We start from the raw sequence: 24,843 nt of genomic DNA on the forward strand, positions 1-24,843 counted from the left end.
AGCTACTGTCCATGCAGATTGGATTCAAAGCAAACAGCCCACTCCTGAGAGTGAGCACCCGTTTTAGTATGTTGTTGTATTAGTATCTGTTTTGTACTGTTTGCGTTGGTACCGCACACTCAGTTTTCCTTGCTGCGCTCGAATCTGTATCTCTCCCATCGTATCTGTTCGATATATAGCAGAATCAACTCCCGATAAACGTTCCAATACCGCTTCATTCGGATGTCCATAAGTATTGGTCGCACCGACCGAAATAACGGATACTTTCGGTCGCCAGTAGGATAACCACTCTTCCGAGGTGGAATACTTGCTACCGTGATGTGCTATTTTCATGACGTCTACAGCTTTCCCGACAGCCCCCATTCCCTTATTTTTCACACTTGATGAAAAACGAGTTAATTCAGAGAGCAACGACGACTCTGCTGCATCATCCATATCTCCTGTGAACAAAAAAGAGGCTCCCTCCATCTCCAATATCATGGCAACAGAGTAATGATTTTGCTCCTTCATAACAGGCAACTGCTCAGATTCGTCCTCCGGAAGCGTAAACGGATAGAGAAAGCGGATTTTCGTAGCCTGGTCTGGCTCCCATTCCATACTATGATGTGCACCGTACAGCTTAATCTGCTTGTCTAAAGCCGTGTTCAACAGCTTACGGAATGGGACTTTATCTGTCAGGGTACCATTAAAAAACAAGGTAGATACGGGAATCTGGTCAAGCACAGCCTGTAGTCCTCCTGCATGATCATGATCTCCGTGTGTTAAAATGACAGCGTCCAGCCGATGTACACCTCGTTGCTTTAGCAAGGGTACAATCGTATCTTTACCTACCTCATAGGGATCTGCGCGTTTGCGCCAAGCATTTTTCCCTGTAGCAAAGTCCATTGTGCCCCCGCCATCCACCAAAATATGTTTCCCGCCTGGCGTTGTAATTAAAATGCTGTCACCTTGGCCCACATCCAGATATTGAACAGTTCCCGTATTTCCTCCACCAGGAGATTGGTAACCTGTATACAATATCCCAAGCCATGCGATAACACTTAGAGCCAGTGCCAAATGACGATAACCATTCCACTGTCGACTCGCAAATTTCCCTGCCCCCTTAGGTTCATGAGCCGTATGCAATATAGCCGCCCACTCTGGAGAAGCTGCTAATCCTGTATATATAGGTGATGAAATGGGAGTAGAGTTCAAGACGGTAATGTCGTTCGTTTGCCTGCGGGATGTCAGCCATGTTTTGAGCCAGTACAAAACACTGTACAAAGCTGCGTAATACACCATGACCCACAGGATGGAGGAAGACGGCCAAATACTCACATAAGCATCATCCACATTCAGCCATTTCACTAGTAAAAAGGTCAAATCGTTCAATTGCTCTGCCGGCCACGCAAGAATACGAGCCCCATCCCCCCACAAAAAGGAAAGTCCCATCGCCACCGTACCTAATGGAAGCACGATATATGTAATAAGGGGTACAAGCACAAAATTGGCCGCAAATGATAACAACGAAAATTGATTAAAGTAGAATACCGTCATTGGAAACGAAACAAGCTGTGCCGTAATTGTAATCGCAACTTCACCGCCGATTAGGAAAGGCCATTTGGCGAAAAACGGCTTCATAAGCGGCATATAAATGAGCAACCCACCTGTCACCAAAAAGGAAAGCTGAAAGCTGACGCTAAGAAGATAATATGGATTCCAAATCAGCATGAGCAACGCGGATATACTTAGAATATTAAGTCCGTCTTTGAGCATACCTCGTCGGGCTGCAAACAAGCCGATCATCGCCATAATTCCTGCCCTCACAACAGAGGGAGAAGCACCTGTCAGCAGGACATAAGCCGGAATGAGTATCATCACGACTGTAAGAGATGTCTCGCGGCTAACTCGTAACAGCCTGAGTAAATATAATAGTGTAGCTGCATATACTGCCACATGCATGCCCGATATTGCTAAAATATGCGTTAAACCAAGCTGCGTAAACTCGTTATACGTTGCTGGGTCCAACTCATCTGTTACCCCAAGTACCAGTCCTTTCATATATCCTGCGTGATGAAGTGATGTAAATGCCGATTCCATTCTCTGCCCTAGCTGCTCCCTAAGCTGATCATTCCATCTGAACAAAGTGTAGCGGTTCCACAGTGAAGCCTCCTGCTTCTGTAGCGAGGCTGCCCCATCGCCTTTGAAAAGCCAGTGGATTTCCTGTGTGTGCAGGTATTCACTGTAATCAAAGCCGCCAAAGTTCCCCGCTTTTGCAGGAGCCTTCAAGGTACCACGCAGTAGGATTGCATCTCCACGCTGCCATGCTGCCGCAAGTTGCTGTTCCTGCTTGGCAGCCAACTTGATATGAACAATGACCTGTTCAGAAATTAGTGCACGATTCTCGTCCTTTTTCGAATGACTTCCGTAGTGATTGATTGAGGTGACTCTCATCTCAAACTGTGTTCGATCACCATCTACCTGTACTTCAGAAGCGATAAGCCCTGCTACTTGAACAGGCATGTCTTCCAACATAGAAGACGATACATGAAGAGCATCGGGAATACTGCTAACATTATGCGTATCATGCCAAAACCAATGAAATCCACCCCCGCTGATTGCAAGCCAAAGTAATACCATATGCCGGATGGGGATTTTCATCCATAAAGCTATAAGCGGAAAGATCAGGGTAACCCCCGCCCAGAGCAACAAAAGCATACGCCCAGAATACAGACATGCTCCCGCACTTCCTGTAATCCAACAAACAGTAAGGGTCAATATAGGTCTAGTTAACACAAGATTAGCTTGAATACAATCACCTTCCGGTAGCAAACATTACTTTTTGTCCAAAATAAGCAAAACAAAAAGAACCTCTGACAAAAGAGCATTCGTCAGAGGTTCTTCCTCGTTTACTTTTTAATTCATTACATCCATCAGCGTTTCTTTTGGTGGATGATAGGTCTTCAGCATACGAAAGGCGATTCCCTTTTCCTCCATCATAGCACGAACCTTGTCGGCATCTTTGGGATAAGGTCTGTGGTATACAATCTCCACAATACCGCTGTTCGCCAACATATTGGCACACGTCCAGCATGGCTGGTCGGTGACATATACTGAAGAGCCTTCACGATCAATTCGGTCAGTAAACAGTAGCAGGTTCTGCTCCGCATGAATAGTGCGAATACAACGCTGCTTCTTAACCATTTCCTCGCGCCCATCACGGTGAACGACCTCATACTCCTCTGAGATCATACAGCCTGCCTCAGAACAGTCAGGCACCCCGGATGGTGCTCCATTATAGGCCGTCCCCAAGAGCTTTTTACCTTGTACAAGTACGGCTCCAACATGACGCCGCGCACAGCGCGAACGGGTGGATACCATATAAGCGATATCCATGAAATAGGTGTCCCAGTCCTTGCGTACATCTGCACTCATTTCCATCTCTCCCGTATAAACAAGTTAAAACGTAAACCATATCCGCTACCGCCGTTCTCAGAGCCTGTACATTGTAATCTTATATAAGTTACAAGCTGACATACGGCTTCATTTTCGCCAACATCTTAGCTCCGATTCCCTTTACATGATCCAAATCATTCACACGTTTGAACGCCCCATGCTGATTACGGTAGTTCAGTATAGCCTCGGCTTTTTTAGCCCCAACTCCTGGTAACTTCATTAACTCAGCAGCAGTCGCCGTGTTGATGTTTACCTTTTTTTCGCCGGAATCGGGTGTAGTAACCGAATCACTTACCGTATAGGTCCTACTCGTCGTTGCACCACTCGAACTAACAATACCTGTGTCTGAGCTCAGATTCGCAACACCTGACTGCTTTACGGTACTTGAATTTCCCGCAATAGAGTTTTCGCTCACAGCAGCAGATACACCAGTAGAAATCTGCATAGTATCACGTTTCACATTGTCAGCGGCTTCGGCATTCCTACTGCGCTCAGCTTTGTCTGAAGGTTCTTTTACAGCAGGCTTTATCTGGGCGTAGTCACTGCTGCGCTGCGACTCATTTGGCTCTGCCTCCATCGCCACAGCCTGCTCCACCTTATGGTTAAGTAAAGTCCACTCTTCTTGCGGCTCAGAGCGCTGTCCTCCGGCAAATAAAATAAGTCCACTCCCGATTACAGCAAGCGTTATCGCTGTTCCTGTCCATACACGTTTCATTTCCGTATCGTCCCCTACTCCACATGGATTTCAGGAAATTGAGCCGACTGAAAACACCGTCTCAATCAAACAGAGCAAGTCTGTCCAATTCCCGTTAAACCGGAGGGTGCAAACAACCTCCATACGGTCTCGCTGTGAGCATTTTTACAAAAAGTGGTACGAGCCCGGGCACGATCTAACATGCTCAGACATAAAATTCGTCATGTCGGCCAAGACCAGGCGCATACACTAAGAAGAATGACAGCTGACAGCACAGCGTCTATACCGCAAAGTATGAAAGGAGGACGTTGAACAATGAAAGTTGGATTTATCGGGACTGGCAGCATGGGAAGTCTGCTAATTGAGTCTTTTATTCATTCCAACGCACTCAAGCCGCAGCAAATATCAGCAAGCAATCGAACGCATTCCAAGGTAACCGAGCTAGCCCGTCGCTATCCAGGTTTGCATGCAGCCCAAAGCAACCGTGAAACGGCAGCGGAAAGCGATGTTCTGTTTATCTGTGTGAAGCCGCTGGAATCAAAAGCCGTAACGGATGAAATACGCAACGTCATTACAGAAGAGCAAATCGTCGTATCTATCACAAGCCCGGTGCAGCTTCGTATTTTGGAGCATGCACTGAAAGCCAAAGTGTCCAAAATTATTCCCAGTATCACACACCAAGTGGGCAGCGGAGCCTCACTATGCATCCATGGAAGCCGGATTACAGAGGAGGACCGCTCCCTTCTGGAAGAGCTTATGTCCCACATCAGCAGGCCGATTCGGGTTAAAGAATCTTATACTCGGATCACGTCGGATTTTTCGAGTTGCGGTCCTGCTTTCTTGGCCTTTTTTATGGACCAGTGGATTCAAGCCGCAGTTCAAGCTACAGGTATAGACCGTACGGAGCTATGCGCCCTGGCTGGTGAAATGATCATCGGCACTGGAAAGCTGCTCACGGAAGGCGGGATGACACCAGCCGAGTTACAGGCCAGAGTAGCGGTTCCCGGAGGTATTACCGCCGAAGCTCTCGCACTGTTGGACATCAGCCTGCATAGTGTCTTTCCCGAGCTGATACAGGTAACGCACAACAAATATGAAGAGGACATGCAAAAGGTAGATGTCTCCTTCGGCTTAAAGCCAATTAACCGGCAACAATATTAACCAGCTTACCTGGAACAGCAATTACCTTGCGGATCGTTTTGCCGGCCAGTGCCTGCTGAACATTGTCCAACGACACAGCGAATGCCTCCATCGCTTTAGCATCAAGATCCTTGGCAATCGTTGCACGCTGCACGATTTTACCATTCACTTGCACAACAATTTCCACTTCGGCGTCCACCGTCCATGCTTCATCATAAGCAGGCCAAGCCGCGTAGGTAATGCTATCGTTGTGTCCCAGCAGCTGCCACAATTCCTCAGCCAGATGGGGTGCAAGCGGCGACAGCATTTGCACGAAGTTTTCCATTGCTGCACGCGGCAGAAGGTCTGCTTTGTATGCATCGTTGGTGAAGATCATCAGCTGGCTGATCGCTGTATTGAAGCGCAGCGCATCCAAATCTTCGGTTACTTTTTTCAGCGTTTTATGCCAAGTACGATTGAACTCATCGCTACCGCCGTCATTTGTAATTTTATCGTTCAGGCTACCATCCTCGGAAACAAACAGGCGCCATACGCGGGACAGAAAACGATGTGCTCCCTCTACCCCATTCTCATTCCATGGCTTGGTCGCTTCCAGCGGCCCCATAAACATCTCATAAATACGCAGCGTATCGGCGCCAAACGTATTGACAATATCATCAGGATTAATGACATTACCGCGTGATTTACTCATTTTTTCATTGTTGTTGCCCAAAATCATACCCTGGTTGACCAACTTATAAAAAGGCTCTTTCGTTTCCACTACGCCGATATCATACAGTACCTTATGCCAGAAACGGGCATACAGCAAGTGAAGAACCGCATGTTCCGCTCCGCCAATATACAAATCAACTGGCATCCATTCACGTTGTTTCTCTTTGGATACAAGCTCTTTGTCATTTTTCGGATCAATAAAGCGCAGATAATACCAGCAACTTCCTGCCCATTGCGGCATTGTATTCGTCTCGCGGCGTGCTTTCATACCTGTCTCAGGATCAATGGTTTCCACCCAATCTGTTGCGTTCGCCAGCGGGGATTCACCTGTACCTGAAGGCTTGATGTTGTCCATCTCCGGCAGTACGAGCGGAAGTTGGTCCTCAGGAACCGTTTTGATCGTTCCATCCTCCAGATGAATTACCGGAATCGGCTCGCCCCAATAGCGTTGACGGCTGAACAGCCAGTCACGCAGGCGGTAGGTGACTTTGCCGTGTCCTTTGCCCTCGGCTTCCAGCCATTCAATCATCTTCGGAATCGCTTCCTCGTTGGTAAGTCCATTCAGCGGGCCTGAATTGACGTGCGGTCCATCCTCAGTATATGGCTCATTAGCCACATCTCCACCTTGGACAACCTCAATGATATTCAATCCGAATTGCTTGGCAAATTCCCAGTCACGCGCATCGTGAGCAGGTACAGCCATAATCGCTCCAGTTCCGTAGCCTGCCAGTACATAGTCAGCAATCCAGATCGGCAGCTTTTCGCCGTTCACCGGGTTCACTGCATAAGCTCCTGTGAATACGCCTGTTTTATCCTTGGCCAGATCCGTACGCTCCAGATCGCTTTTACGAGCAGCTTGTTCACGGTACTGTTGTACAGCATCCTTTTGCTCAGGCGTAGTGATAATATCGACCAATTCCTGCTCTGGTGCCAGCACACAGTAGCTTGCGCCAAACAGTGTATCTGGGCGGGTTGTAAATACTGTGAGTTGCTCGTCATAGCCTTCAATTGGAAAACGAACCTCTGCCCCGGTAGACTTACCGATCCAGTTCCGCTGCATATCCTTAATACTCTCAGACCAATCCAGTTCCTCCAGATCATCCAGCAGACGATCCGCGTATTCCGTAATTTTCAGCATCCATTGACGCATTGGTTTACGGACGACCGGATGACCGCCACGCTCACTCTTACCGTCAATAACTTCTTCATTCGCCAGCACTGTTCCCAGCGCTGGGCACCAGTTCACGGGTACTTCAGCTACATATGCAAGGCCGCGCTTGTACAGCTGGATGAAGATCCACTGTGTCCATTTGTAATAATCAGGATCCGTCGTGCTGATTTCACGATCCCAGTCGTAGGAGAAGCCGAGCGATTTGATTTGACGGCGGAAGTTATTTACGTTTTTCACCGTAATTTCGCGTGGGTGCTCCCCTGTATCCAGCGCATGCTGCTCGGCAGGCAGACCGAAGGCGTCCCAACCCATCGGATGCAGTACGTTGTAGCCGCGCATTCTTTTATAACGTGAAACAATATCCGTAGCTGTGTAGCCCTCTGGGTGGCCTACATGCAGGCCGGCTCCAGATGGGTACGGAAACATATCCAAAGCATAAAACTTCGGTTTGCCCGGCTCTTCCCCGGTGCGGAACGTCTTGTTCTCATCCCAATATTTCTGCCATTTTGGTTCAATACTTTGCGGTTGATAGCCGTGCTTCGGCTGTGTGTCTGTCATTGTCTTTTCCTCCTCAAACGGTATGCAACAAAAAAACCTCTGCATCCCGTAGCGTGTCAGCGCTAGGGACGAGAGGTTATATTCCCGTGGTACCACCCTAGTTAGCAGAAAGCGTTCTTCGCGTTCTACTCCCTTTGCACCTGATAACGGAGGTGATCCGATGCGGGTTAATAACAGGATACAAGCACCTGTAAAGGCGTTCCTGCGTTGGACGCATATCTCCGAGGCGAGTTCACTTTGCGCTGTCAACCGGCTTGCACCACCCGCCGGCTCTCTACATGTCCAGACAAAGCTACTATTCCTCATCAGCGATTGTTTAACCGTTAATAATGGCACTATTATATTGAAAACCGCGAAAAAAGTCAAATAAGGACTACCTTTGGTGTTAAAGACCCCCTTCATACTAATTGTTCATGACACATGCATACGAATGTTTTATAATAATTCCGAGTTAAATCGCTTCAAGTTGAGATGAGTTGAGATAAGAAAGGTGAGCTGAGAAATGGCACAGATTAAAATTTACGGAATAAAAGAAACTCTAAATCCAATCAAAAAGCAACTTTCAGAGGTGATTCATTCTGCTGTGGTGGATGCGTTCAAATATCCTCCTGACAAGAGGTTTCATCGTTTTTTTCCTATGGATCAGGAAGACTTTATATATGCCGATGGTCGCTCTGAGGCGTACACCATTATTGAAATCAGTATCTTTGAAGGCAGAACGACAGAAGCTAAGAAGCAACTCATTAACCTGTTATTCCAAAGAATTAACGATCTTTTGGGTATTTCTCCACAGGATCTTGAGATTACTATATTTGAAACACTCAAACAGAACTGGGGCATTCGAGGTGTACCGGGTGATAAGCTTCAGTTGAACTATAAAGTGAATATATGAGTGCAAAAAGACGCCCTTCATGTCATCATGAAAAGCGTCTTTCTTTTCCTAAATTTGCTCAATGAGTCTTCACTATTTTACAGCAACATAAAACAGTCTCGCCGCGTCATCTTCTGCTTCTACCCATTCAAAATCCGCATATACCTTCACATCACGAAAACCCGCTTTGGACAATTCTGCCTTCATCCAGTCTGGATCATAGGCACGCTGTACATGAATTTCCTCGAAACGCTGATACAGATCGCGTCCTTCATGTTCTGCTTTCGCAAAGATACTAAGATGATGCTCAATTTCACAACGGGGAGTGTCCAACGCACATGTCCAGATATACGAGATAGAGCGATCATCCAGTACGAATGGCTGCTCTTCATCATAACGTAAAAACGTCTGGGGATGATGTACATCGAACAAGAAGGTTCCGCCAGGCTTCAGACCAGCATGCGTTCTACGAAAAGTAGAAATTATATCTTCTTCCTCCAACAAGTAATTCAGACAATCGCAAAAAGAAATTACAGAATCCACAGGCTCGGGTAAAATCCATTTCCTCATATCCTGCTGTATCCAGCGAACGCTCCCCTCACGAAACAATCGCTGTCCCTGGGGAGTGGTTTCCATTTTGCGCCGGGCTACTGCCAGCATGTCAGAGGATAAGTCGATTCCAGACACTTCGAAGCCCGAGTTAACCAGGGGAATCGTAATCGAACCCGTTCCACAGCCCAGCTCAGCCACCGTATGAGGCATACCGTACTGATCCCAAGCCTGCCGTGCAAAGCGCAACCAGTCCGGGTACGGCATGTCCTGCATCAGCTCATCATACACATAGGCAAACTTCCGGTAAGAAGCCATTTTTTATTCCCCATTCCCGTCCTTCGGTTCAGGTATATTCTCCACCAGGTAGGTCCAGTTTTCCTTTTGTGTAACCAGTCCTTCCTTCATCAGCTTGCCCATCGCACGCTTGAAGGCGGATTTACTGATACCAAACCGTTGCTTGATAATATCCGGCGGTGTTGCGTCGGAATAAGGCATGCCGCCGCCCGGACGCTCTTTCAGAAAAGCAATCAGCCGATCCGCATCCTCATCACGGCCTACTTCCTTGCGTGGTGACATCGCCAGATTGACCCGACCGTCTTCCCGAACAAGCGTGACCCGTACCTTGACCTCTTCGCCCAAGCGAAGCATCCGGTTACGCTCCGAGGAATGAATCATTCCAATCGCGCCAAAACCAAGCACACCTCCGTCCACCAGAACGAATGTGCCCATTTGAAGCGGCTTGTACACAGTCGCCTGCACCCACGTATTCAGCCACGAATCAGGGGCGTGGAAGCATAACGGAGCCAGTTCCTGTTCCCCTGCCAGCTTAGCCCGCAGTCTGCCTTGCTTGTCATGCTCCATAATGGCATACACGTAGTCGCCCACCCGAGGATGCAAATCTCGGTTTTCTGGCAACTCACGAATCGGCAGCAAAAGCTGACGACCCAATCCCATCTCTAGGAAACAACCCAAACGCGGATGCACATCGGCCACCTCAAGCTTTGCCATTTCGCCCAACGACAAGAACGGCTTTTTCATGGTTGCGGCCAAGCGGTCCTCTGTATCGTGAAAAATAAATACCTCCAACCGTTCACCAACTTCAATTTCACGTGTCAGCTCCGTATAATGCAGCAGCACATCCTGCTCACCAACAGTGAGAAAGTAGCCGAAAGGAGATACCTCACGATCCACCATAATGGTGACATAAGTACCGGCGATCAAACTCATACCTTTTCCACAACCTTAGCATCCGACCAGAGTCGTTCAATGTTATAGTATTCGCGCTCGTCGCGATGGAAGACATGCACTACGACATCCCCCAAATCCATTAGAACCCAACGGGCGGAATCCATTCCTTCGATTCCTTTGATGGTTACACCTTCATCATGAGCGCGTTTGCGAATTTCTGTTGCAATCGCCTGTACCTGTGTATCCGAATTACCGTGGCAGATGACAAAATAATCAGCTACTAGTGATATTCCCCGCAAATCCAGTGCGACAATATTCATTGCCTTTTTATCATTTGCAGCATCAACCGCTGTTTGCATTAATTGCTCATTAGTTAGGGTCATTCATGAACCTCCGTTTTTCTCTGTTTTAGTTGTTGAATCAAGTCATTACGCGACAAGACTGTCAGTGGAAAAATAACCTTTTTCTTTTCCAGCAACAATGAAATCGTGGAGTCAAATCCAGCGATAAGGCCCTGCTCCAAGCTTTTCTTTGCCTGTTTACGGATATGCTCAACTCCCGGAAAATCCCGTCCCGGTTCGATGTAATCAGCGAGACACACGACTTTGTCCAGCAGGCTCATACCTACGCGTCCTGACGTATGCCAGCGGATCGCATTCCTTATTTCCGGATCATCCACTCCGTAATCTCTTGCTGCAACGCAGTATCCCACCTCTGAATGCCAGAGCTGCTTGTCATGTTCCAAAAGCTCCTGATCACATTCGGGATGACTGCGAATCACCTCTTCCATCTGCTGAACAGGCCAATATTTCGCTACATCATGCAAAATAGCCGCCAGTTCGGCCTTATCCGGATCTGCTCCATAGCGCTTTGCAAGCTCCACTGAGGTATGCATAACACCTAGTGTGTGCTTCCAGCGTTTTTCAGGCATTTGACCAGATACGGCTTCCATTAATTGCTCACGGCTGTACTTCATACAAACCGCCCCTTGTAATATAGTCATGCACTCGATCAGGCACAAGATAACGGATAGTGCGCCCTGCCGCAGCACGCTCTCGAATATCCGTCGACGAAATATCCACCACCGGCATATCCGCCAGCAGCACCTTGTCCTGCAAATAATGCGGCAACTCATCCAACGCAAGCTGGAACCCTGGGCGCCGAACACCAATAAAACAAATTCGCTGCGCCAGTTCCTCAATTCCCTGCCAATGAGGCAAGTAGTTCACCATATCCGCACCAATAATAAAATAAAAATCCATAGCAGAATGCAACTCCTGAAGCTCCTTGATCGTGTCAATGGTATAGGATACTCCCCCGCGAAGCACTTCAATATCCAGCACTTCAAAAGCAGGATGACCCGCCACCGCTTCACTCGTCATCTCCAGACGCTCCTTACCGCTCGCCCCCGCCTGATGCTTGTGCGGAGGAATATGAGAAGGCATAAACCATACTTGATCCAGCCCATAGGCATCTCTTGCCGCTTCTCCAGCCAACAGATGTCCAATATGAATCGGGTCAAATGTACCACCCATAATACCGATTTTCATAATTTTCTCCCCGCGTGTTATCCTCTAGGCAACTCAATTTCCTTATGATCACGGGATTCTTTGTACAAAATAATAGTGCTCCCGATGATCTGAACAAGCTCAGAACCTGTCTCCGCGGCCAGTTCTTCCGCAATTTCATGCTTGTCGTCCAAACAGTTGTTCAAAATTTGCACTTTCATCAGCTCACGCTTTTCAATTGCATCGTTGATATGACGCATAAGATGCTCATTCGTACCGTTTTTGCCTACTTGAAAAACCGGGTCCAAATGATGCGCCATTGAACGCAAATATCTTTTTTGTTTACCTGTTAACATGTATATTTAACCCCTTCGTCGCCACATATGCAATGCAGCATTTCCATAATTTTAATGTACAATCTTACTTACGACAGGCTACTCAGCACAGCCGCTCTCATTTGCTCTACAGCAGGGACAATCCCTGTAAAATACTCAAAAGCCACAGCCCCCTGGTACACGAACATGCCCAAACCCCCATGTACAGTGCAGCCGCGCTGTTCACGGCTTTCCTGTAAAAGTCTCGTTTCCAGCGGGTTGTAGATCAAATCACTCACAATGATTCCCTCCGGAATCAAGCTCGTTTCCAGTGGAAGTTCATCCGATAAAGGAGCCATTCCCACCGAGGTTGTGTTAATCAACACATTCACTGTGGCGAGCACGCTCTTGGCATCTTCGTTGGAATAACCCCTCACTGGGATAGCTTCCGTCGTCCACTCTAATGCCAGTTGCTCAGCTTTGTCACGTGTTCGGTTCAAAATAATAACCGATTCCGGTTGCTCCTCCAACAAAGCATGAATCACGCCACGAGCAGCCCCTCCGGCTCCAAGAACAGCAATTCTTGCGCCCTTCAACTCGACAGAAGTCTCTTCTTTGAGGGAACGTACGTAGCCAATTCCGTCCGTGTTATAGCCCTTAAGACGTCCATTGTCATTCACTATCGTATTGACAGCGCCAATGAGTTTGGCCCCTTCATCAATCTCATCCAGATATTTCATAACTTCAACTTTATGGGGAATCGTCACATTGACTCCGCGGAAATGCAAAGCGCGAATCCCCTTCATGGCATCTTCCAGCTGATCCGGTTTGACATGAAGAGGTACAAAATCTCCTTCAATCCCCGCTGCCTGTAAAGCTATTTTATGCATAAGAGGCGATTTGGAGTGCTTGATCGGATCACCCAATACGCCCAATAGTACAAGACCTTGTTCGGTCGCTTCAGACTCCCCGCTGTTCATCGTTGCTCTCCCCCATATTGCAAAATATTAGGCCGCACAAATACATGAATGGCGGCAGGAACCAATACCTGTTCCTTGCCGCCCTATAACATGGTTACAGCAACGTTATATCAACGCAGGCCGCAAAAGCACACGGACTCCCCGAGGAGCATGAACCGCAATCAGAGCTCCGTTCTCGCTATTTACCCTGATCCATCCCAAACCGGAAATGTAGATGTCCGATGGAGATTTGCGTGGAACGCGGAACTCATGTCTTGTCCATTCCGGCATCTCTGCCAATTGATCGCGTGTTGGCGGAGATAACAATTCCCCGGCATGATCAGCGAACAACTGATCAGCTCGCTCCAGCTTCGTGCGATGTATCTTAAGACCACCGTTAATGTAGCAGGTAAATGATTGGTGCTGACCCTCCACAAAATCAAATCGGGCCATACCGCCGAAAAACAATGTTTGTCCGGCATCAAGCTGATATGCAGCAGGCTTCAGCGGCTTGTCCGGCATAATAGCGCTCAAGTCCTGACGGGAGACGATTTCACTGAATCGCCAAGGGTATACAATACCCGGAGTATCAATAATGTGCTTGCCGTCGTCGAGCGGAATATTCACCATATCGAGTGTAGTCCCCGGGTAACGGGACGTTGTTAGTTCCTGCTCCATATCGCTATAATCACGAATCAAGCGGTTAATAAGCGTCGATTTACCCACATTTGTCGCTCCGACTACATATACATCGCGGTTACCACGGAGCTCAGATACCACATCCAACAGACGGTCAAAGCCCTGATTTTTTTTAGCTGAGCACAGTACGATTTCTTCTGTGCGTAGTCCTTGCTCCTTCGCTTGCTTTTGTACCCAGTTACGTACCTTGTTCCAATTCGTTACCTTAGGCAGCAAATCGGTCTTGTTCACAGCCAGTATAACCGGATTGGAGCCTACAAAGCGTTGCAAACCGGAAATCAAGCTACCTTCAAAATCAAAAATATCTACAATGTGGATGACAAGCGCATCCTTGTCACCAATTTGACTGAGCAGCTTCAAGAACTCATCTTGATCCACCGTCACTGAAGACGTCTCATTATAGTTTTTGATCCGGAAGCAACGCTGACAGATGACAGGTTCGCGAGTAAGCAATTTTTCAGGAATATATCCCGGAAGCTCCGGGCTAGTGGTCTGCACGGTGATACCGCAACCACTACATTTGACGGCAGTGCCGCCGTCAGGTCTTTCAGTCATTCTTCTTTTCCTCCTCAAGCCATAAGCCTTTCTTACGTAACCTTGTGAGCGCGATTCGCTCCAACCGCCGATTAAATCGGGTCATGACTCCTTCATCATGAATGGATATCGGTAGCACCAACACCGTATGCAATCCCAGTCGGTTACCTCCCAATACGTCCGTCAACATTTGGTCCCCGACCATAATAGTCTCTTCCGGAGTCAGCCCCATCATACGGATGGCTCTACGAAAAGACGAGTTGGAGGGCTTCCGTGCGGCATGTATAAATTCAATGTCCAAAGGCGTAGCAAACACGGATACACGGTCCATATTGTTGTTAGACACGATGACAAGCTTAAAACCCGCCTGTTTGACCTTCTCAAACCAGGCCACCAGCTCGGGAGTCGCATTCGGCGCTTTTGCACCGACCAGCGTGTTATCTAGATCCGTAATAATGCCGCGATATCCTTGAGCATACAAGCCTTCAAGATCAATATCAAAGACGGTATTCACCCGTAATTTGGGCATCAGCATTTCAAACAACGTCGGTCACCTCAGTTTCATACGACAAACTATACCATATTACTATGGCTTAGTAAAAAGCTATCCGCAACAAACGGACAGCTTTTTCACTAAATATATAGCTAAAGATTAAAATAGACGGCGTTTGACCCTAATCAAAAATAGACTAGTCTTGATCCTTCTGATCCGACGCAGCTTTTCGTCCAGCCCATCGTTTTATCCATCCTTCTTTGTGTAACAGGGAGGCTTGCTGGCGAACCATATGCCAATCTTCTGTGGTTACAGATGAGGGACTATAACGCGCTTGTTCAAATCGTCCAAGCAGCTGATGTAAAATTGAAGCGTGTTCCGGTACTTCTAGCGACCATCTATCAACTGATTCCCTCAGCGTCTCGTGACTGGCGCGGACAAATCCCTTTCTTCGCATGTACCTTAACCAGTGCTCAGTTTCGACGACCACCTTTTCATCCGGAGTCAGCGGCTTACCTCTGCGTAAACGCAGCAGGTAAAAGTGAATGTCTGCCCGATTACGCCAGACGATATAAGCAGCCCACAGCAGCAGAATTGCAGCAGCAGAACCTATAATTACAGGATGAATCTTTGAACCTTCCTCCGGATCAGCCTGCGAGGTCTGCTCAGGCTGTTCTGGTTCAGGCTGATCTTTAACCTCAGGGACTTCTGGAGTCTGTGAGTCCTCCTGTTCCGTAAGCAGCGGCATATCAAAGCCAGGCGTAGCTTCTACAGGAACCCAACCATATTCACCTAAATATACTTCCGCCCAGGAATGAGCATCTGCATTTGTCACGGAGTAAGAGGACATATTTTCGTCACCTTCGCCCGTTGCAGCATCATCTGAATACGTCTGCTGACCAGGTGCATACCCTTTAACCCAACGGGCTGGAACCCCAACAGAGCGGGCCATCATGACTAATGAGGTGGAATAATAATCGCAATAGCCCTCCCGAATCTCAAACAGAAAGGCATCCACAAAATCTCTGCTTCTTTTCCGTGAGAGGTCCGGATTGTTCGTATATGCATAATTTTGCTGCAAATACTGCTGTAGTAATCCGACTTTTTCATACGGCGTTTTCGCTGTTGACGTTACGTTCTGAGCCAAATCACGAACCCGCTGTGGCAACTCATCTGGAATTTGTAGATAGGCTTCCTGTTTGTTTTTTCCGTACAACTCATTAAAAGTTTTTGTGCGTAGCTCTTTCTCAGGGATCACAGGGACATGCGATACCAGAGTATACGTTTTAGGATAAGCAGTTCTTCGGGAGGATGGATTCCAAAGCAGTTCCGCCTGTTCCGGGTTCCAACGTAACCCGTCTGCCCGTGAATCTCTGTCCACCGATTGAACACGCTGCACCGAATAGGCGCCAAACAGAACAGGATAGCTTTGGTCATTTTGCATCGTAATGGTCTGAACGACCTGCTCAGTCGAATGCCGCGTTTCTTGAGTGTTTTCAAGCTCTGCGGTCATTGGCACAGCATTTAGCGTTTGATCATCGTTGCCCCCGTCACTCCAACCTGTACCGGAATAGGTTCGTTTCGTTTCCCCCCGCCAATAGCTTCGTTGAGTGGTCGTGATGGTCATGACAGGAGAATAATCAAAATTAAAACCTCCACCTAACCGATTATCCTGGCGACTATAACCCGATGCAGTGTTCATCCGCTGATTCAGTACCCCAGATCCATTGTTGATCCCGGCGGGGGTTGAGCTATTTCTCTGGGTCCATGCTGTATAGGGATCCGTCAAAGCGGGCTGCACCTCGGGCATATTCACACCAGCCATAATAATGAGCGCAAAAATGACCGCAATATTGGCTGCTATTTTATATGGATAGCGTCGAATATGCTTCCAACCTTGAGGATAATGCTGCCGAAAATACTGCAGATGCTGTGTCACCAGCCAACCCATACCAGCAAAGACGATCCAAGCAACCTCCTCCCACAGCACCGTTGGCGTGAAGGAATCAAGAACTGCCAGCGCGGCAATATTAATACCCACAAAAACAAGAATCCGCTGCTTCGTTGTCACGATGAGCGGTACCATTTCAATAACTAGCCAAGCGATGAGGGAAAACCAAATATAAGGAGACATATTGGATATAAATTGGTCCAGGCGATTGGCTACCCCTCCGAAGGGGATAATGATTGAGTAAGACACTAATGTCCGATACAAAATAAAAAACAGCGCCGCCGCCTTAACAATAAATTCAATCCAAGGACGAAATGGTAGTACAATCTTCACGAGAGCTAGCGTTGTAATGGTCATTAGTACAAGTGCTCTTGTCTCTTCCAGCCATAATTCGGAAGCAAAAGAAACCCATTGCATAGCAATAATAATAATCCATAAAAATGTAAAAGCAGGAGCCCAGGAACCCTTTAACGATTGTAACCAACTCTTCATAGTGTCCCTCCCCCCATTACAGCCGGGAGCTCTTCAAGGCTCTCAACATCGTAGCCCTTGATTCCCCTTGCACGAAGCATGCTCATCCATTCTTCAGCTTCTCGCTCAGCCGAGCCTTCTCCGATATAGACGTGGCACGGAGTCATCCCCCGGGTATCGGCCCAGCGAAGAAGCTCCAGCGCCTGATAATCCTTCAGCGGACTAATCAGTATAAAATAACAGCCTTGCGGAAACTGGCGTACACTGCTTTCTACAGCGGATTTCAAGCTACCTTGTGAAGTTGTGTGTATGTCTACCAAGTGATGCATCATTCGTTGTCGTTCCATTGTCTGCTCACTTGGCTGAAAGACAGTACCTTTCTCTGCAGCTGTGCACAATCCAACCCCCATTCGCTCCCGTCCACCATATTCCAGCAATGAAGCGGTAGAGGATACAGCTAGCTCAAACTGTTCGTCGTTCACATAGTGCTTCATGTGTACGTCCAGCACAAGCATCGTTTTAGGAACGGTCTCATGCTCAAATTCCTTGGATTTCCAGCTACCTGTACGCGCCGTCGCATTCCAGTGAATGCGCGAAAACCGATCTCCATATACATAATCCCGTACACCGTTAATTTGTGTCGTTTCACGCCGCGTTCGAGTTTGAATGGTCTGCGGTCCAGACATCCTTGAGCGACGATCATTCATCTGCCAATACGGAATGAATACCGTTCGGGGCAGCACCCGAAATTCACCGCGTGCATTCAATCTGCCTTTGTGCTCCAACAGACCGAAGATGTCCTCACTCACACATTCAGTTTCCTCAAAGTGGTAGCTTCCTCGCTCTAAAGCAGGAGTCTGAAATGTAAGCTGACCGCCCCCTTTTAGACTGGGAATGACACTGTCCTCAAACGACCAGGATTCACCTGTATGTCGCTTGAGGACCTCGCGGACAATGACATAGGGTAACGGAAGAAAACCAGGAATGCTGAGGCTCAGCTTTACATGCACCTGATCTCCCGCATGCAGCAGTTCTCCAAACTGCGAGCCTTGCGAAAGCTGCCGGGAGCCTTGCACACGGCGAACTCCGCTCAGACCAACGATCCATAAATAAACGATTAACAGCGTAACCATAGACAACAGCATGACCGACGTCTTGCCGCCCTGAAACAACAAATATAGCAGGCACACCACCCATATGACCACCAAAAGCCAGATGCGGCCTGACAGCCGGGGAAGCCTGCGCTTCCTTTTGACCATATTCATTCCTTAAGGACGCTCCATTCGAACGGGTACATGAACCTGCCGAAGGACAGCCTGCAGCACGGACTGGGCACTGGAACTGTCCAGACGCGCCTCGGGACGCAGCAACAAACGATGCGTCAGCACATAAGGTGCCAGCGCCTTCACATCATCAGGCAGCACAAAGTCACGGTTGTCCAGAAAAGCGTATGCCTTCGCAGCCATTACAAAAGCAAGCGCCGCCCGGGGGCTTGCTCCCAGCAGCACGGATGGATGTTCTCTTGTCGCACGCACGATATCAAGTAAATAGGACGTCACTGCTTCGTCCATATAAATTCCTCTAATTTCCTGTTGGATGTCAGCAATCTGCTCCATATGAGCTACAGCCTTCAAACGGTCTGCTGGCTGGCCTGCCTGATGATGAAGCAGCATGTTTCGCTCCGTCTCCATGTCAGGATAACCCAAGCTGATTTTGAGCATAAAACGATCTAACTGTGCTTCCGGCAGCATATAAGTGCCTTCAAAATCAATCGGATTTTGTGTCGCACACAGCATAAAAGGATGAGGCAACATATGAGTGTCCCCATCCACTGTCACACTGCGTTCCTCCATAACCTCCAGCAGAGCCGACTGGGTTTTCGTCGTCGCTCGGTTAATTTCGTCCGCCAGCAAAATATTAGTCATCACAGGACCCGGACGGAAATAAAAACGCTCGTCCCGTGGATGAAATATGGATACCCCTGTAATATCACTCGGGAGAATATCAGGATTACATTGAACACGGCGGTAATCACCGCGCATGGATTTGGCAAGAGCCTTGATCATTTGCGTTTTTCCCGTACCCGGAACGTCCTCGATCAGAATGTGTCCACCCGCCAGCATAGCCGTAAGCAGTAATTTTATTTCAAAGGATTTACCTAATATACATGATTCCAGATTAGAACGGATTGCAGATACAATCTGCACAGATTCTTGACGTACGGGCATAGCTCTGTAAACCTCCTAGATAGCAACATGTTTCCTATTATTGTACATGAAGGTGGGCACAGAGTACACTTAACCCCCTGCCCGTATTATTCATACTCCATCCTTCTTTCGATCTTTCATGTGCAGAACAATTAAAAACCCTTCGGTCATTAGATCCGAAGGGCACATGTTTATAGTCATTTATTTTTATGTCAAATCTAAAGTACGCTGCTTTTATATGCTTCCTTTTGGACGAACAAACAAGCATGCCAGAAAAGAGAAAATAATCGCAGAGGAAATTCCTGCACTTGTCAGACTAAAGATCCCTGTAATGACACCCAGCCATCCGTCCTTCTCCAATTCAGTTAATGCGCCATGTACAAGTGAGTTACCAAAACTGGTAATTGGAATGGTCGCACCCGCACCCGCAAATTTAATAAGCGGATCGTATATCCCAACAGCATCAGCAATTGCACCTGCAACCACCAACGTACTCATCGTATGTGCCGGAGTCATTTTGAACACATCCATCATCAACTGGCCCACGACACAAATGGCACCACCCACTAAAAAAGCCCATAGAAATATCATACTGTTCCTCCCGCTTCAAAAGCTACAGCATGTGCAACACAAGGAATGCTTTCACCCTGCTGTGTAGTCAAAGGAGATAATAACGCTCCGGTCGCCACGACCAGTACCTTTTGCAGCTCTCCTTTTTCGATCCGCTTCAACAAATGCCCGTAGGTTACAACAGCCGAGCAGCCACAACCACTGCCTCCTGCAATGACTTTCTTTTGCTTATTAATATCGTAAATCAGTAAACCGCAATCATTAAATTCCGTCTGATTCATATCGAACCCATCTTTTTTGAGCAGCTCCTTGGCAATCGGTAGCCCCACTGAGGCTAAATCGCCCGTTACAATGAGATCATAGTAACCAGGGTCACGGCCAGTGTCTCGAAAATGAGACAACAGCGTATCCGCAGCCGCGGGAGCCATGGCTCCACCCATATTAAAGGGGTCTTTAATGCCCATGTCCATTACACGTCCAATGGTAGCACAATCCACCACCGTCCCTGACTTGGCATGTCCCACAATTGCGGCGCCTGAACCGGTAACAGTATACTGGGCCGTGGGGGGCTTCTGCGCTCCGTATTCATTAGGATAGCGGAATTGTTTTTCCACAGTACAGTTATGGCTGGTCGTACCCGCCATCACGTAGTCACCGGCCTCTGAGTCCACAATAAGTGCGGCTAAGGCTAAGCTTTCCATTGATGTCGAACAGGCTCCAAAAACACCCAAATAGGGAATGGCCAGCTTACTAGCCGAGAAGGAGCTACTGACAATCTGATTCATCAGATCACCACTAATAAAAAACTGCACTTCTTCTTTGTTCAAATTGGCATTAATTAGCGCCAGCTCTGTAGAATGCTCAATCAATCTACGCTCCGCTTTTTCCCACGTTTTCTCGTTGATTTCTATATTGTCATAAATATAATCAAAATCTGTGGACAACGGCCCCTCTCCTTCATCCGGGCCCACAACAGTGGCACTTCCAATGATGCGCGGTCTCGATTCAAACTTCCAGGTTTGTCCTCCCTGTCTTCTCATAAGTGATTGCCTCCCACACCAAGGATGGCATATATAACGCCTACGATAAATGCAGCCACCACCCCGAATACGACAACCGAGCCAGCAAGTTTGAACATATTCGCGCCCACTCCGAGCACCAGCCCCTCAGAACGATATTCCAATGCAGCCGAACACATGGAGTTAGCAAAGCCTGTAATTGGCACAGCGGTTCCTGCTCCTGCCCATTGAGCAACCTTATCGTAAACCCCGATACAGGTTAATATGACCGCCAGCAAGATCATCATGGATGAGGTCGGCGGGGCGGCTTCCTTGGCTGATATGTGCATTCCTGCCATAAAAGCCTCTTGAATCGCCTGTCCAATCACGCATATCCCGCCTCCAACCAGAAAAGCGCGCACACAATTGGCAAATACTTTTCTCGAGGGCTCATGCTTTTGTGAAATATTCTGATAGTCCTTCTCATTTATGGACAGCGGCGACGTATTGGTACGAAAACCGCGCTGCCCGGATTTAGCTGGCATCATTCACCACCCCTTATCTGTAAGTTTTCGCGCTTGGCGGTTCGAATTGCTTGGGTCTTTTTCATTATGAGCTTTTTGGAGAAATGTTATGTCAGGAAAATGATATCGTGGACATTCGATACAAATCCATTCATACTGAATACATGACGACCACTGGTTAATTAATAAGGAGTGAGGTATACATCATGGAATCAAAAACATTGGAATTGTTTAAAACCTTAACGGAGTTTCCTTCCATTCCTGGACATGAGCGTGAGTTGCGGGCATGGGTTAAGGATCGGATATCCGGTTATACCGATGAAATCGTGCAAGATCGATTGGGCAGTCTTTTTGGGGTGCTACGCGGTCAAGAGAGTGGACCACGTGTAATGGTGGCAGGCCATCTGGATGAAGTCGGTTTTATCGTGAATAGTATTACGGAAAATGGAATGATTCGTTTTCAGCCGGTTGGAGGCTGGTGGAGCCAAGCCATTATGTCACAATGTCTTCAAGTATTGACTCCAAAAGGCCCAATTATCGGTGTAGTTGGCTCTGTCTCGCCTCATTTGCTGGATGAATCGCAACGCAGCAAACCTATGGACATCAAGCATATGTATCTGGATATCGGCGTAGACAGCAGACAAGAAGCGCAAGATCTGGGGATCGTACCAGGAACGGCCATTGCGCCGATCTGTGATTTCACACCACTGGCAAATCCTAAAAAAATCATGGCTAAAGCATGGGATAACCGCTACGGTGTAGGCTTGGCTATTGAACTGCTTGAAGCGTTACACAAAGAAAAAGACAAGCTTCCCAATACATTGTATGCGGGGGCCACTGTTCAAGAAGAAGTGGGACTGCGTGGTGCACGCACAGCGGCCAATCTGATTCAGCCCGATATATTCTTTGCACTGGATTGCAGTGCAGCCAACGATATGGGCGGTGATCCGAATGCTTACGGGCACCTCGGTAAAGGCGCACTGCTGCGGGTATTTGATCCGGGTATGATTACACATCGCGGGATCGTGGAATACGTGCAAGACATGGCGGAAACTCACAAAATCAAGTATCAATATTTCATCTCCACAGGAGGAACCGATGCGGGCCAAGTGCACTTGAGCGGAATTGGCGTGCCATCCACCGTCATAGGCATCTGTGGACGATACATCCATACTTCCTCGTCTATTATTCACACTGATGATTATGATGCAGCCAAAGAGCTGATCATCAAGCTGGTTCAAAATCTGGATCGTACAACGCTGAATACCATTATTGAACGAGCCTAAGTTGTAACAGAGAATCGCAATCTATAAAAAACAGTCAAGACACGTACAACGTGCTTTGACTGTTTTTTTAATTTAATAGAAACAAAGATAGAATATATCAAATCAAGTGCTTATAACGAAGCAAAGCAATCACTACAAGTACAGTAGTTAAAGCAATGCAGACGTTTTCTACCTTAGCTCCCTTCCGGGTTCCGGTACTCATCAATTTAAATCGCAGCTTCCATTTGAATGGTGGCAAAGGTTTGATTCCATTATTCGTCAAGGAATCTGCCAGTAAATGCAGCAAGTACGCCATACCTCCAGCCAGCCATATGCTGTCACCGTGCAAACGTGTCGTACCATAAAGCAGCGCGGTCCATGCTACTGTCCCATACACCGTATGCGTCAATCCTCGGTGCGGAACAAGCGTACAAATGATCAGCAGACACCCAGCAATATAATTCCACGGTGCATATGATTCTCCATACCAGGCGAGGCCGATACCAATTAGAAAGATAATAACCTTGCGCATGGATCGTGAAGGCATAAAAGAAGCACTAATCATCAGCAAAGCCAGAACAAGATTCCATGGCGGCGGAGCCAAACGGGTGAAAAATACCCAACCAGCAGCCCCAATCATTAGAAGCTGTATGAGCCTAAGCATTTTGTTCGGTAACGCTCGGCTCACGAGCATGGAGTTAGGCTCGTCAATATCCGGCAACAGTGAGCCGACCACAGCAGCTGCCACGGCAGCCGGGGTCACTTCGTATCCACTTAAAGCCAATACCGACAGGGAGACCCCGGTTCCAATAATTAAATGGGCTCTTCCCATCATGGTGCAAAACATCCTTTCGTTGCAGCATACAACAGAGTTCAACATCACTCCATTTGAATCAGCATAATTCGATTGTATACGACAAACAAAAGGAGAACAATAGTTCGCTTATTCTATTTAAAAGACTTCATTCAAAAGTCCTAGTTTCGTCCCCATTACTTAATCCTCCCCTTATTCTTTAACTGTACAACCATTTCTTAAAAAACACGCCATATGGCCTATGAGTATGTTGACAAACATCTTCAATATTTTCTTTTTGCCTCAAAGTCCTATTGTACAATTTGAAATATTAGGTAATATAGTGTTTATATTTACTATATGAATCTATTAAATGAATAAGGAGGAAATGTTATGCAAAAAATATCGACGTTCCGAAAGTTCAAAACCATTGGTCTGACATCGTTGCTAAGTCTTGTATTATTCGCCCTTCCCGCTTCAGCTGCTTGGAATGATACATACACGGGGTACGCCACATATACAGGATCAGGTTACTCTGGAGGGGCATTACTGCTTGATCCCATCCCTTCGGATGCCAAAATTACAGCGCTTAACCGCACACAACTGAATTATAACGGAATCAAAGCTGCATTAGCTGGAGCCTATTTGGAAGTTCAAGGTCCCAAAGGGAAAACAACCGTATATGTAACTGATCTTTACCCTGAAGGTCCAAGTGGCGCGCTCGATCTGTCCCCAAACGCGTTCAACCTGATTGGCAATCAAATAGACGGAAAAATCAATATTTCATGGAAAGTTGTCAAAGCTCCGGTTAACGGCAATGTCTCCTACCGCATTAAAGAAGGCAGCAGCCAATGGTGGGCAGCCATTCAAGTACGCAATCATAAATATCCGGTCTTGAAGATGGAAGTCCAACAAAACGGACAATGGCTCAATCTCGAAAAACAGGATTACAACCACTTTCTAGGTACTAACTTAGGAAAACAACCTCTGAAAATACGGATTACGGACATTCGTGGTGTCGTGCTGAACGATACAATCCCAGCTCTAGCGGAAAATGGTACAGGTGGAGCCTATATCGTTAAAGGTAACGTTCAATTTCCTGACTAATTGCAGTACCGTCATCTTTCCTTCTTTTATTTGAATAGACAAACCCGGCCGGGAACCGACGCAATCTAATGCGTATAAGTGTTCCTGGCCTTTTTGCGAAAAAATCATTATTTTTCACAAAGAATCGGTT

The 24,843-nt window shown here is 47.4% G+C and carries 25 protein-coding genes and 1 other annotated feature; of the genes, 4 read left to right on the forward strand and 21 right to left on the reverse strand.

The features are described 5' to 3' along the window. Nucleotides 1-63: 63 nt before the first annotated feature. From T3H97_RS17385 to T3H97_RS17400, 4 genes are all read right to left on the reverse strand, one after another. Nucleotides 64-2,634 carry a DNA internalization-related competence protein ComEC/Rec2 gene (locus tag T3H97_RS17385; RefSeq protein WP_328802844.1) on the reverse strand — a complete coding sequence of 857 codons (2,571 nt, stop codon included), beginning with the start codon at nt 2,632-2,634 and terminating at the stop codon, nt 64-66. After that, nucleotides 2,564-2,716 carry a hypothetical protein gene (locus tag T3H97_RS17390; protein ID WP_223822149.1) on the reverse strand — a complete coding sequence of 51 codons (153 nt, stop codon included), beginning with the start codon at nt 2,714-2,716 and terminating at the stop codon, nt 2,564-2,566. Before T3H97_RS17390 ends, T3H97_RS17385 begins: the two co-directional genes overlap by 71 nt. A gap of 179 nt (nt 2,717-2,895) precedes the next feature. Further along, nucleotides 2,896-3,414: a deoxycytidylate deaminase gene (locus T3H97_RS17395; protein ID WP_025723414.1), complete on the reverse strand. Its 519-nt coding sequence runs from the start codon at nt 3,412-3,414 to the stop codon at nt 2,896-2,898. A gap of 88 nt (nt 3,415-3,502) precedes the next feature. Continuing rightward, nucleotides 3,503-4,150 carry a ComEA family DNA-binding protein gene (locus T3H97_RS17400; protein ID WP_103049584.1) on the reverse strand — a complete coding sequence of 216 codons (648 nt, stop codon included), beginning with the start codon at nt 4,148-4,150 and terminating at the stop codon, nt 3,503-3,505. 294 nt (nt 4,151-4,444) lie between these two features. On the opposite strand from T3H97_RS17400, the gene comER reads away from it, so the two are divergent. Continuing rightward, complete coding sequence (gene comER / locus T3H97_RS17405) at nt 4,445-5,290, forward strand: late competence protein ComER (protein WP_190297624.1); 846 nt, start codon at nt 4,445-4,447, stop codon at nt 5,288-5,290. Here comER and leuS read toward each other — a convergent pair. Continuing rightward, a complete protein-coding gene (gene leuS, locus T3H97_RS17410) occupies nt 5,271-7,709 on the reverse strand; it encodes a leucine--tRNA ligase (RefSeq protein ID WP_103049583.1) in 2,439 nt (812 codons plus the stop codon). The genes comER and leuS overlap by 20 nt on opposite strands. Nucleotides 7,710-7,770: 61 nt before the next feature. Further along, nucleotides 7,771-8,027, reverse strand: a binding site (T-box leader). A gap of 184 nt (nt 8,028-8,211) precedes the next feature. On the opposite strand from leuS, the gene T3H97_RS17415 reads away from it, so the two are divergent. Beyond that, the gene (locus tag T3H97_RS17415; RefSeq protein ID WP_328800386.1) at nt 8,212-8,601 is read left to right on the forward strand and encodes a tautomerase family protein; all 390 of its coding nucleotides are present in this window, start codon (nt 8,212-8,214) and stop codon (nt 8,599-8,601) included. Nucleotides 8,602-8,673: 72 nt separating this feature from the next. On the opposite strand, the gene T3H97_RS17420 is transcribed toward T3H97_RS17415, so the two are convergent. The 15 genes from T3H97_RS17420 to spoVAC form a co-directional block, all read right to left on the reverse strand. Further along, a complete protein-coding gene (locus T3H97_RS17420; protein ID WP_328800387.1) occupies nt 8,674-9,447 on the reverse strand; it encodes a class I SAM-dependent DNA methyltransferase in 774 nt (257 codons plus the stop codon). 3 nt (nt 9,448-9,450) lie between these two features. Further along, a complete protein-coding gene (locus T3H97_RS17425; protein ID WP_076293525.1) occupies nt 9,451-10,359 on the reverse strand; it encodes a CvfB family protein in 909 nt (302 codons plus the stop codon). Further along, complete coding sequence (gene rsfS, locus T3H97_RS17430; protein ID WP_013311194.1) at nt 10,356-10,703, reverse strand: ribosome silencing factor; 348 nt, start codon at nt 10,701-10,703, stop codon at nt 10,356-10,358. Before rsfS ends, T3H97_RS17425 begins: the two co-directional genes overlap by 4 nt. Further along, nucleotides 10,700-11,296 carry a bis(5'-nucleosyl)-tetraphosphatase (symmetrical) YqeK gene (yqeK, locus tag T3H97_RS17435; protein WP_039272316.1) on the reverse strand — a complete coding sequence of 199 codons (597 nt, stop codon included), beginning with the start codon at nt 11,294-11,296 and terminating at the stop codon, nt 10,700-10,702. Before yqeK ends, rsfS begins: the two co-directional genes overlap by 4 nt. Continuing rightward, nucleotides 11,280-11,870 carry a nicotinate-nucleotide adenylyltransferase gene (gene nadD, locus T3H97_RS17440; protein WP_328800388.1) on the reverse strand — a complete coding sequence of 197 codons (591 nt, stop codon included), beginning with the start codon at nt 11,868-11,870 and terminating at the stop codon, nt 11,280-11,282. The genes yqeK and nadD overlap by 17 nt, the downstream gene beginning before the upstream one ends. 17 nt (nt 11,871-11,887) lie before the next feature. Then, a complete protein-coding gene (gene yhbY, locus T3H97_RS17445) occupies nt 11,888-12,184 on the reverse strand; it encodes a ribosome assembly RNA-binding protein YhbY (protein WP_013311197.1) in 297 nt (98 codons plus the stop codon). Between the two features lie 68 nt (nt 12,185-12,252). Next, nucleotides 12,253-13,122, reverse strand: coding sequence for a shikimate dehydrogenase (aroE, locus tag T3H97_RS17450; protein WP_328800389.1), 870 nt, complete (start codon nt 13,120-13,122; stop codon nt 12,253-12,255). A gap of 105 nt (nt 13,123-13,227) precedes the next feature. Then, nucleotides 13,228-14,355 (reverse strand): ribosome biogenesis GTPase YqeH, encoded by a 1,128-nt coding sequence (yqeH, locus tag T3H97_RS17455; RefSeq protein WP_039272319.1) that lies wholly within the window; start codon nt 14,353-14,355, stop codon nt 13,228-13,230. Beyond that, nucleotides 14,348-14,878 (reverse strand): YqeG family HAD IIIA-type phosphatase, encoded by a 531-nt coding sequence (locus tag T3H97_RS17460; protein WP_013311200.1) that lies wholly within the window; start codon nt 14,876-14,878, stop codon nt 14,348-14,350. The genes yqeH and T3H97_RS17460 overlap by 8 nt, the downstream gene beginning before the upstream one ends. 145 nt (nt 14,879-15,023) lie before the next feature. Continuing rightward, nucleotides 15,024-17,270 (reverse strand): transglutaminase TgpA family protein, encoded by a 2,247-nt coding sequence (locus tag T3H97_RS17465; RefSeq protein WP_328800390.1) that lies wholly within the window; start codon nt 17,268-17,270, stop codon nt 15,024-15,026. Further along, nucleotides 17,267-18,514 (reverse strand): DUF58 domain-containing protein, encoded by a 1,248-nt coding sequence (locus T3H97_RS17470; RefSeq protein WP_328800391.1) that lies wholly within the window; start codon nt 18,512-18,514, stop codon nt 17,267-17,269. The genes T3H97_RS17465 and T3H97_RS17470 overlap by 4 nt, the downstream gene beginning before the upstream one ends. A 3-nt stretch (nt 18,515-18,517) precedes the next feature. After that, nucleotides 18,518-19,477, reverse strand: coding sequence for an AAA family ATPase (locus tag T3H97_RS17475; protein WP_190297631.1), 960 nt, complete (start codon nt 19,475-19,477; stop codon nt 18,518-18,520). A 213-nt stretch (nt 19,478-19,690) separates the two neighbouring features. Further along, nucleotides 19,691-20,047 carry a stage V sporulation protein AE gene (gene spoVAE, locus T3H97_RS17480; RefSeq protein ID WP_013311204.1) on the reverse strand — a complete coding sequence of 119 codons (357 nt, stop codon included), beginning with the start codon at nt 20,045-20,047 and terminating at the stop codon, nt 19,691-19,693. Then, nucleotides 20,044-21,066, reverse strand: a complete 1,023-nt coding sequence (gene spoVAD / locus T3H97_RS17485; RefSeq protein WP_274482104.1) for a stage V sporulation protein AD — start codon at nt 21,064-21,066, stop codon at nt 20,044-20,046. The genes spoVAE and spoVAD overlap by 4 nt, the downstream gene beginning before the upstream one ends. Continuing rightward, nucleotides 21,063-21,569 carry a stage V sporulation protein AC gene (gene spoVAC / locus T3H97_RS17490; RefSeq protein ID WP_025723396.1) on the reverse strand — a complete coding sequence of 169 codons (507 nt, stop codon included), beginning with the start codon at nt 21,567-21,569 and terminating at the stop codon, nt 21,063-21,065. The genes spoVAD and spoVAC overlap by 4 nt, the downstream gene beginning before the upstream one ends. Nucleotides 21,570-21,754: 185 nt before the next feature. Here spoVAC and T3H97_RS17495 point away from each other — a divergent pair, with 185 nt between their 5' ends. Beyond that, nucleotides 21,755-22,834 (forward strand): M42 family metallopeptidase, encoded by a 1,080-nt coding sequence (locus T3H97_RS17495; protein ID WP_328800392.1) that lies wholly within the window; start codon nt 21,755-21,757, stop codon nt 22,832-22,834. 97 nt (nt 22,835-22,931) lie between these two features. Here T3H97_RS17495 and T3H97_RS17500 read toward each other — a convergent pair whose 3' ends face one another. Beyond that, complete coding sequence (locus tag T3H97_RS17500) at nt 22,932-23,648, reverse strand: metal-dependent hydrolase (RefSeq protein ID WP_328800393.1); 717 nt, start codon at nt 23,646-23,648, stop codon at nt 22,932-22,934. Between the two features lie 351 nt (nt 23,649-23,999). Between T3H97_RS17500 and T3H97_RS17505 the strand changes: the two genes are divergently transcribed. Continuing rightward, complete coding sequence (locus T3H97_RS17505) at nt 24,000-24,713, forward strand: expansin ExlX (RefSeq protein WP_103049573.1); 714 nt, start codon at nt 24,000-24,002, stop codon at nt 24,711-24,713. The last annotated feature ends 130 nt before the right edge of the window (nt 24,714-24,843 follow it).

The sequence above is a fragment of the Paenibacillus sp. LX16 genome (assembly GCF_036252815.1).
GTDB lineage: Bacteria > Bacillota > Bacilli > Paenibacillales > Paenibacillaceae > Paenibacillus > Paenibacillus polymyxa_B.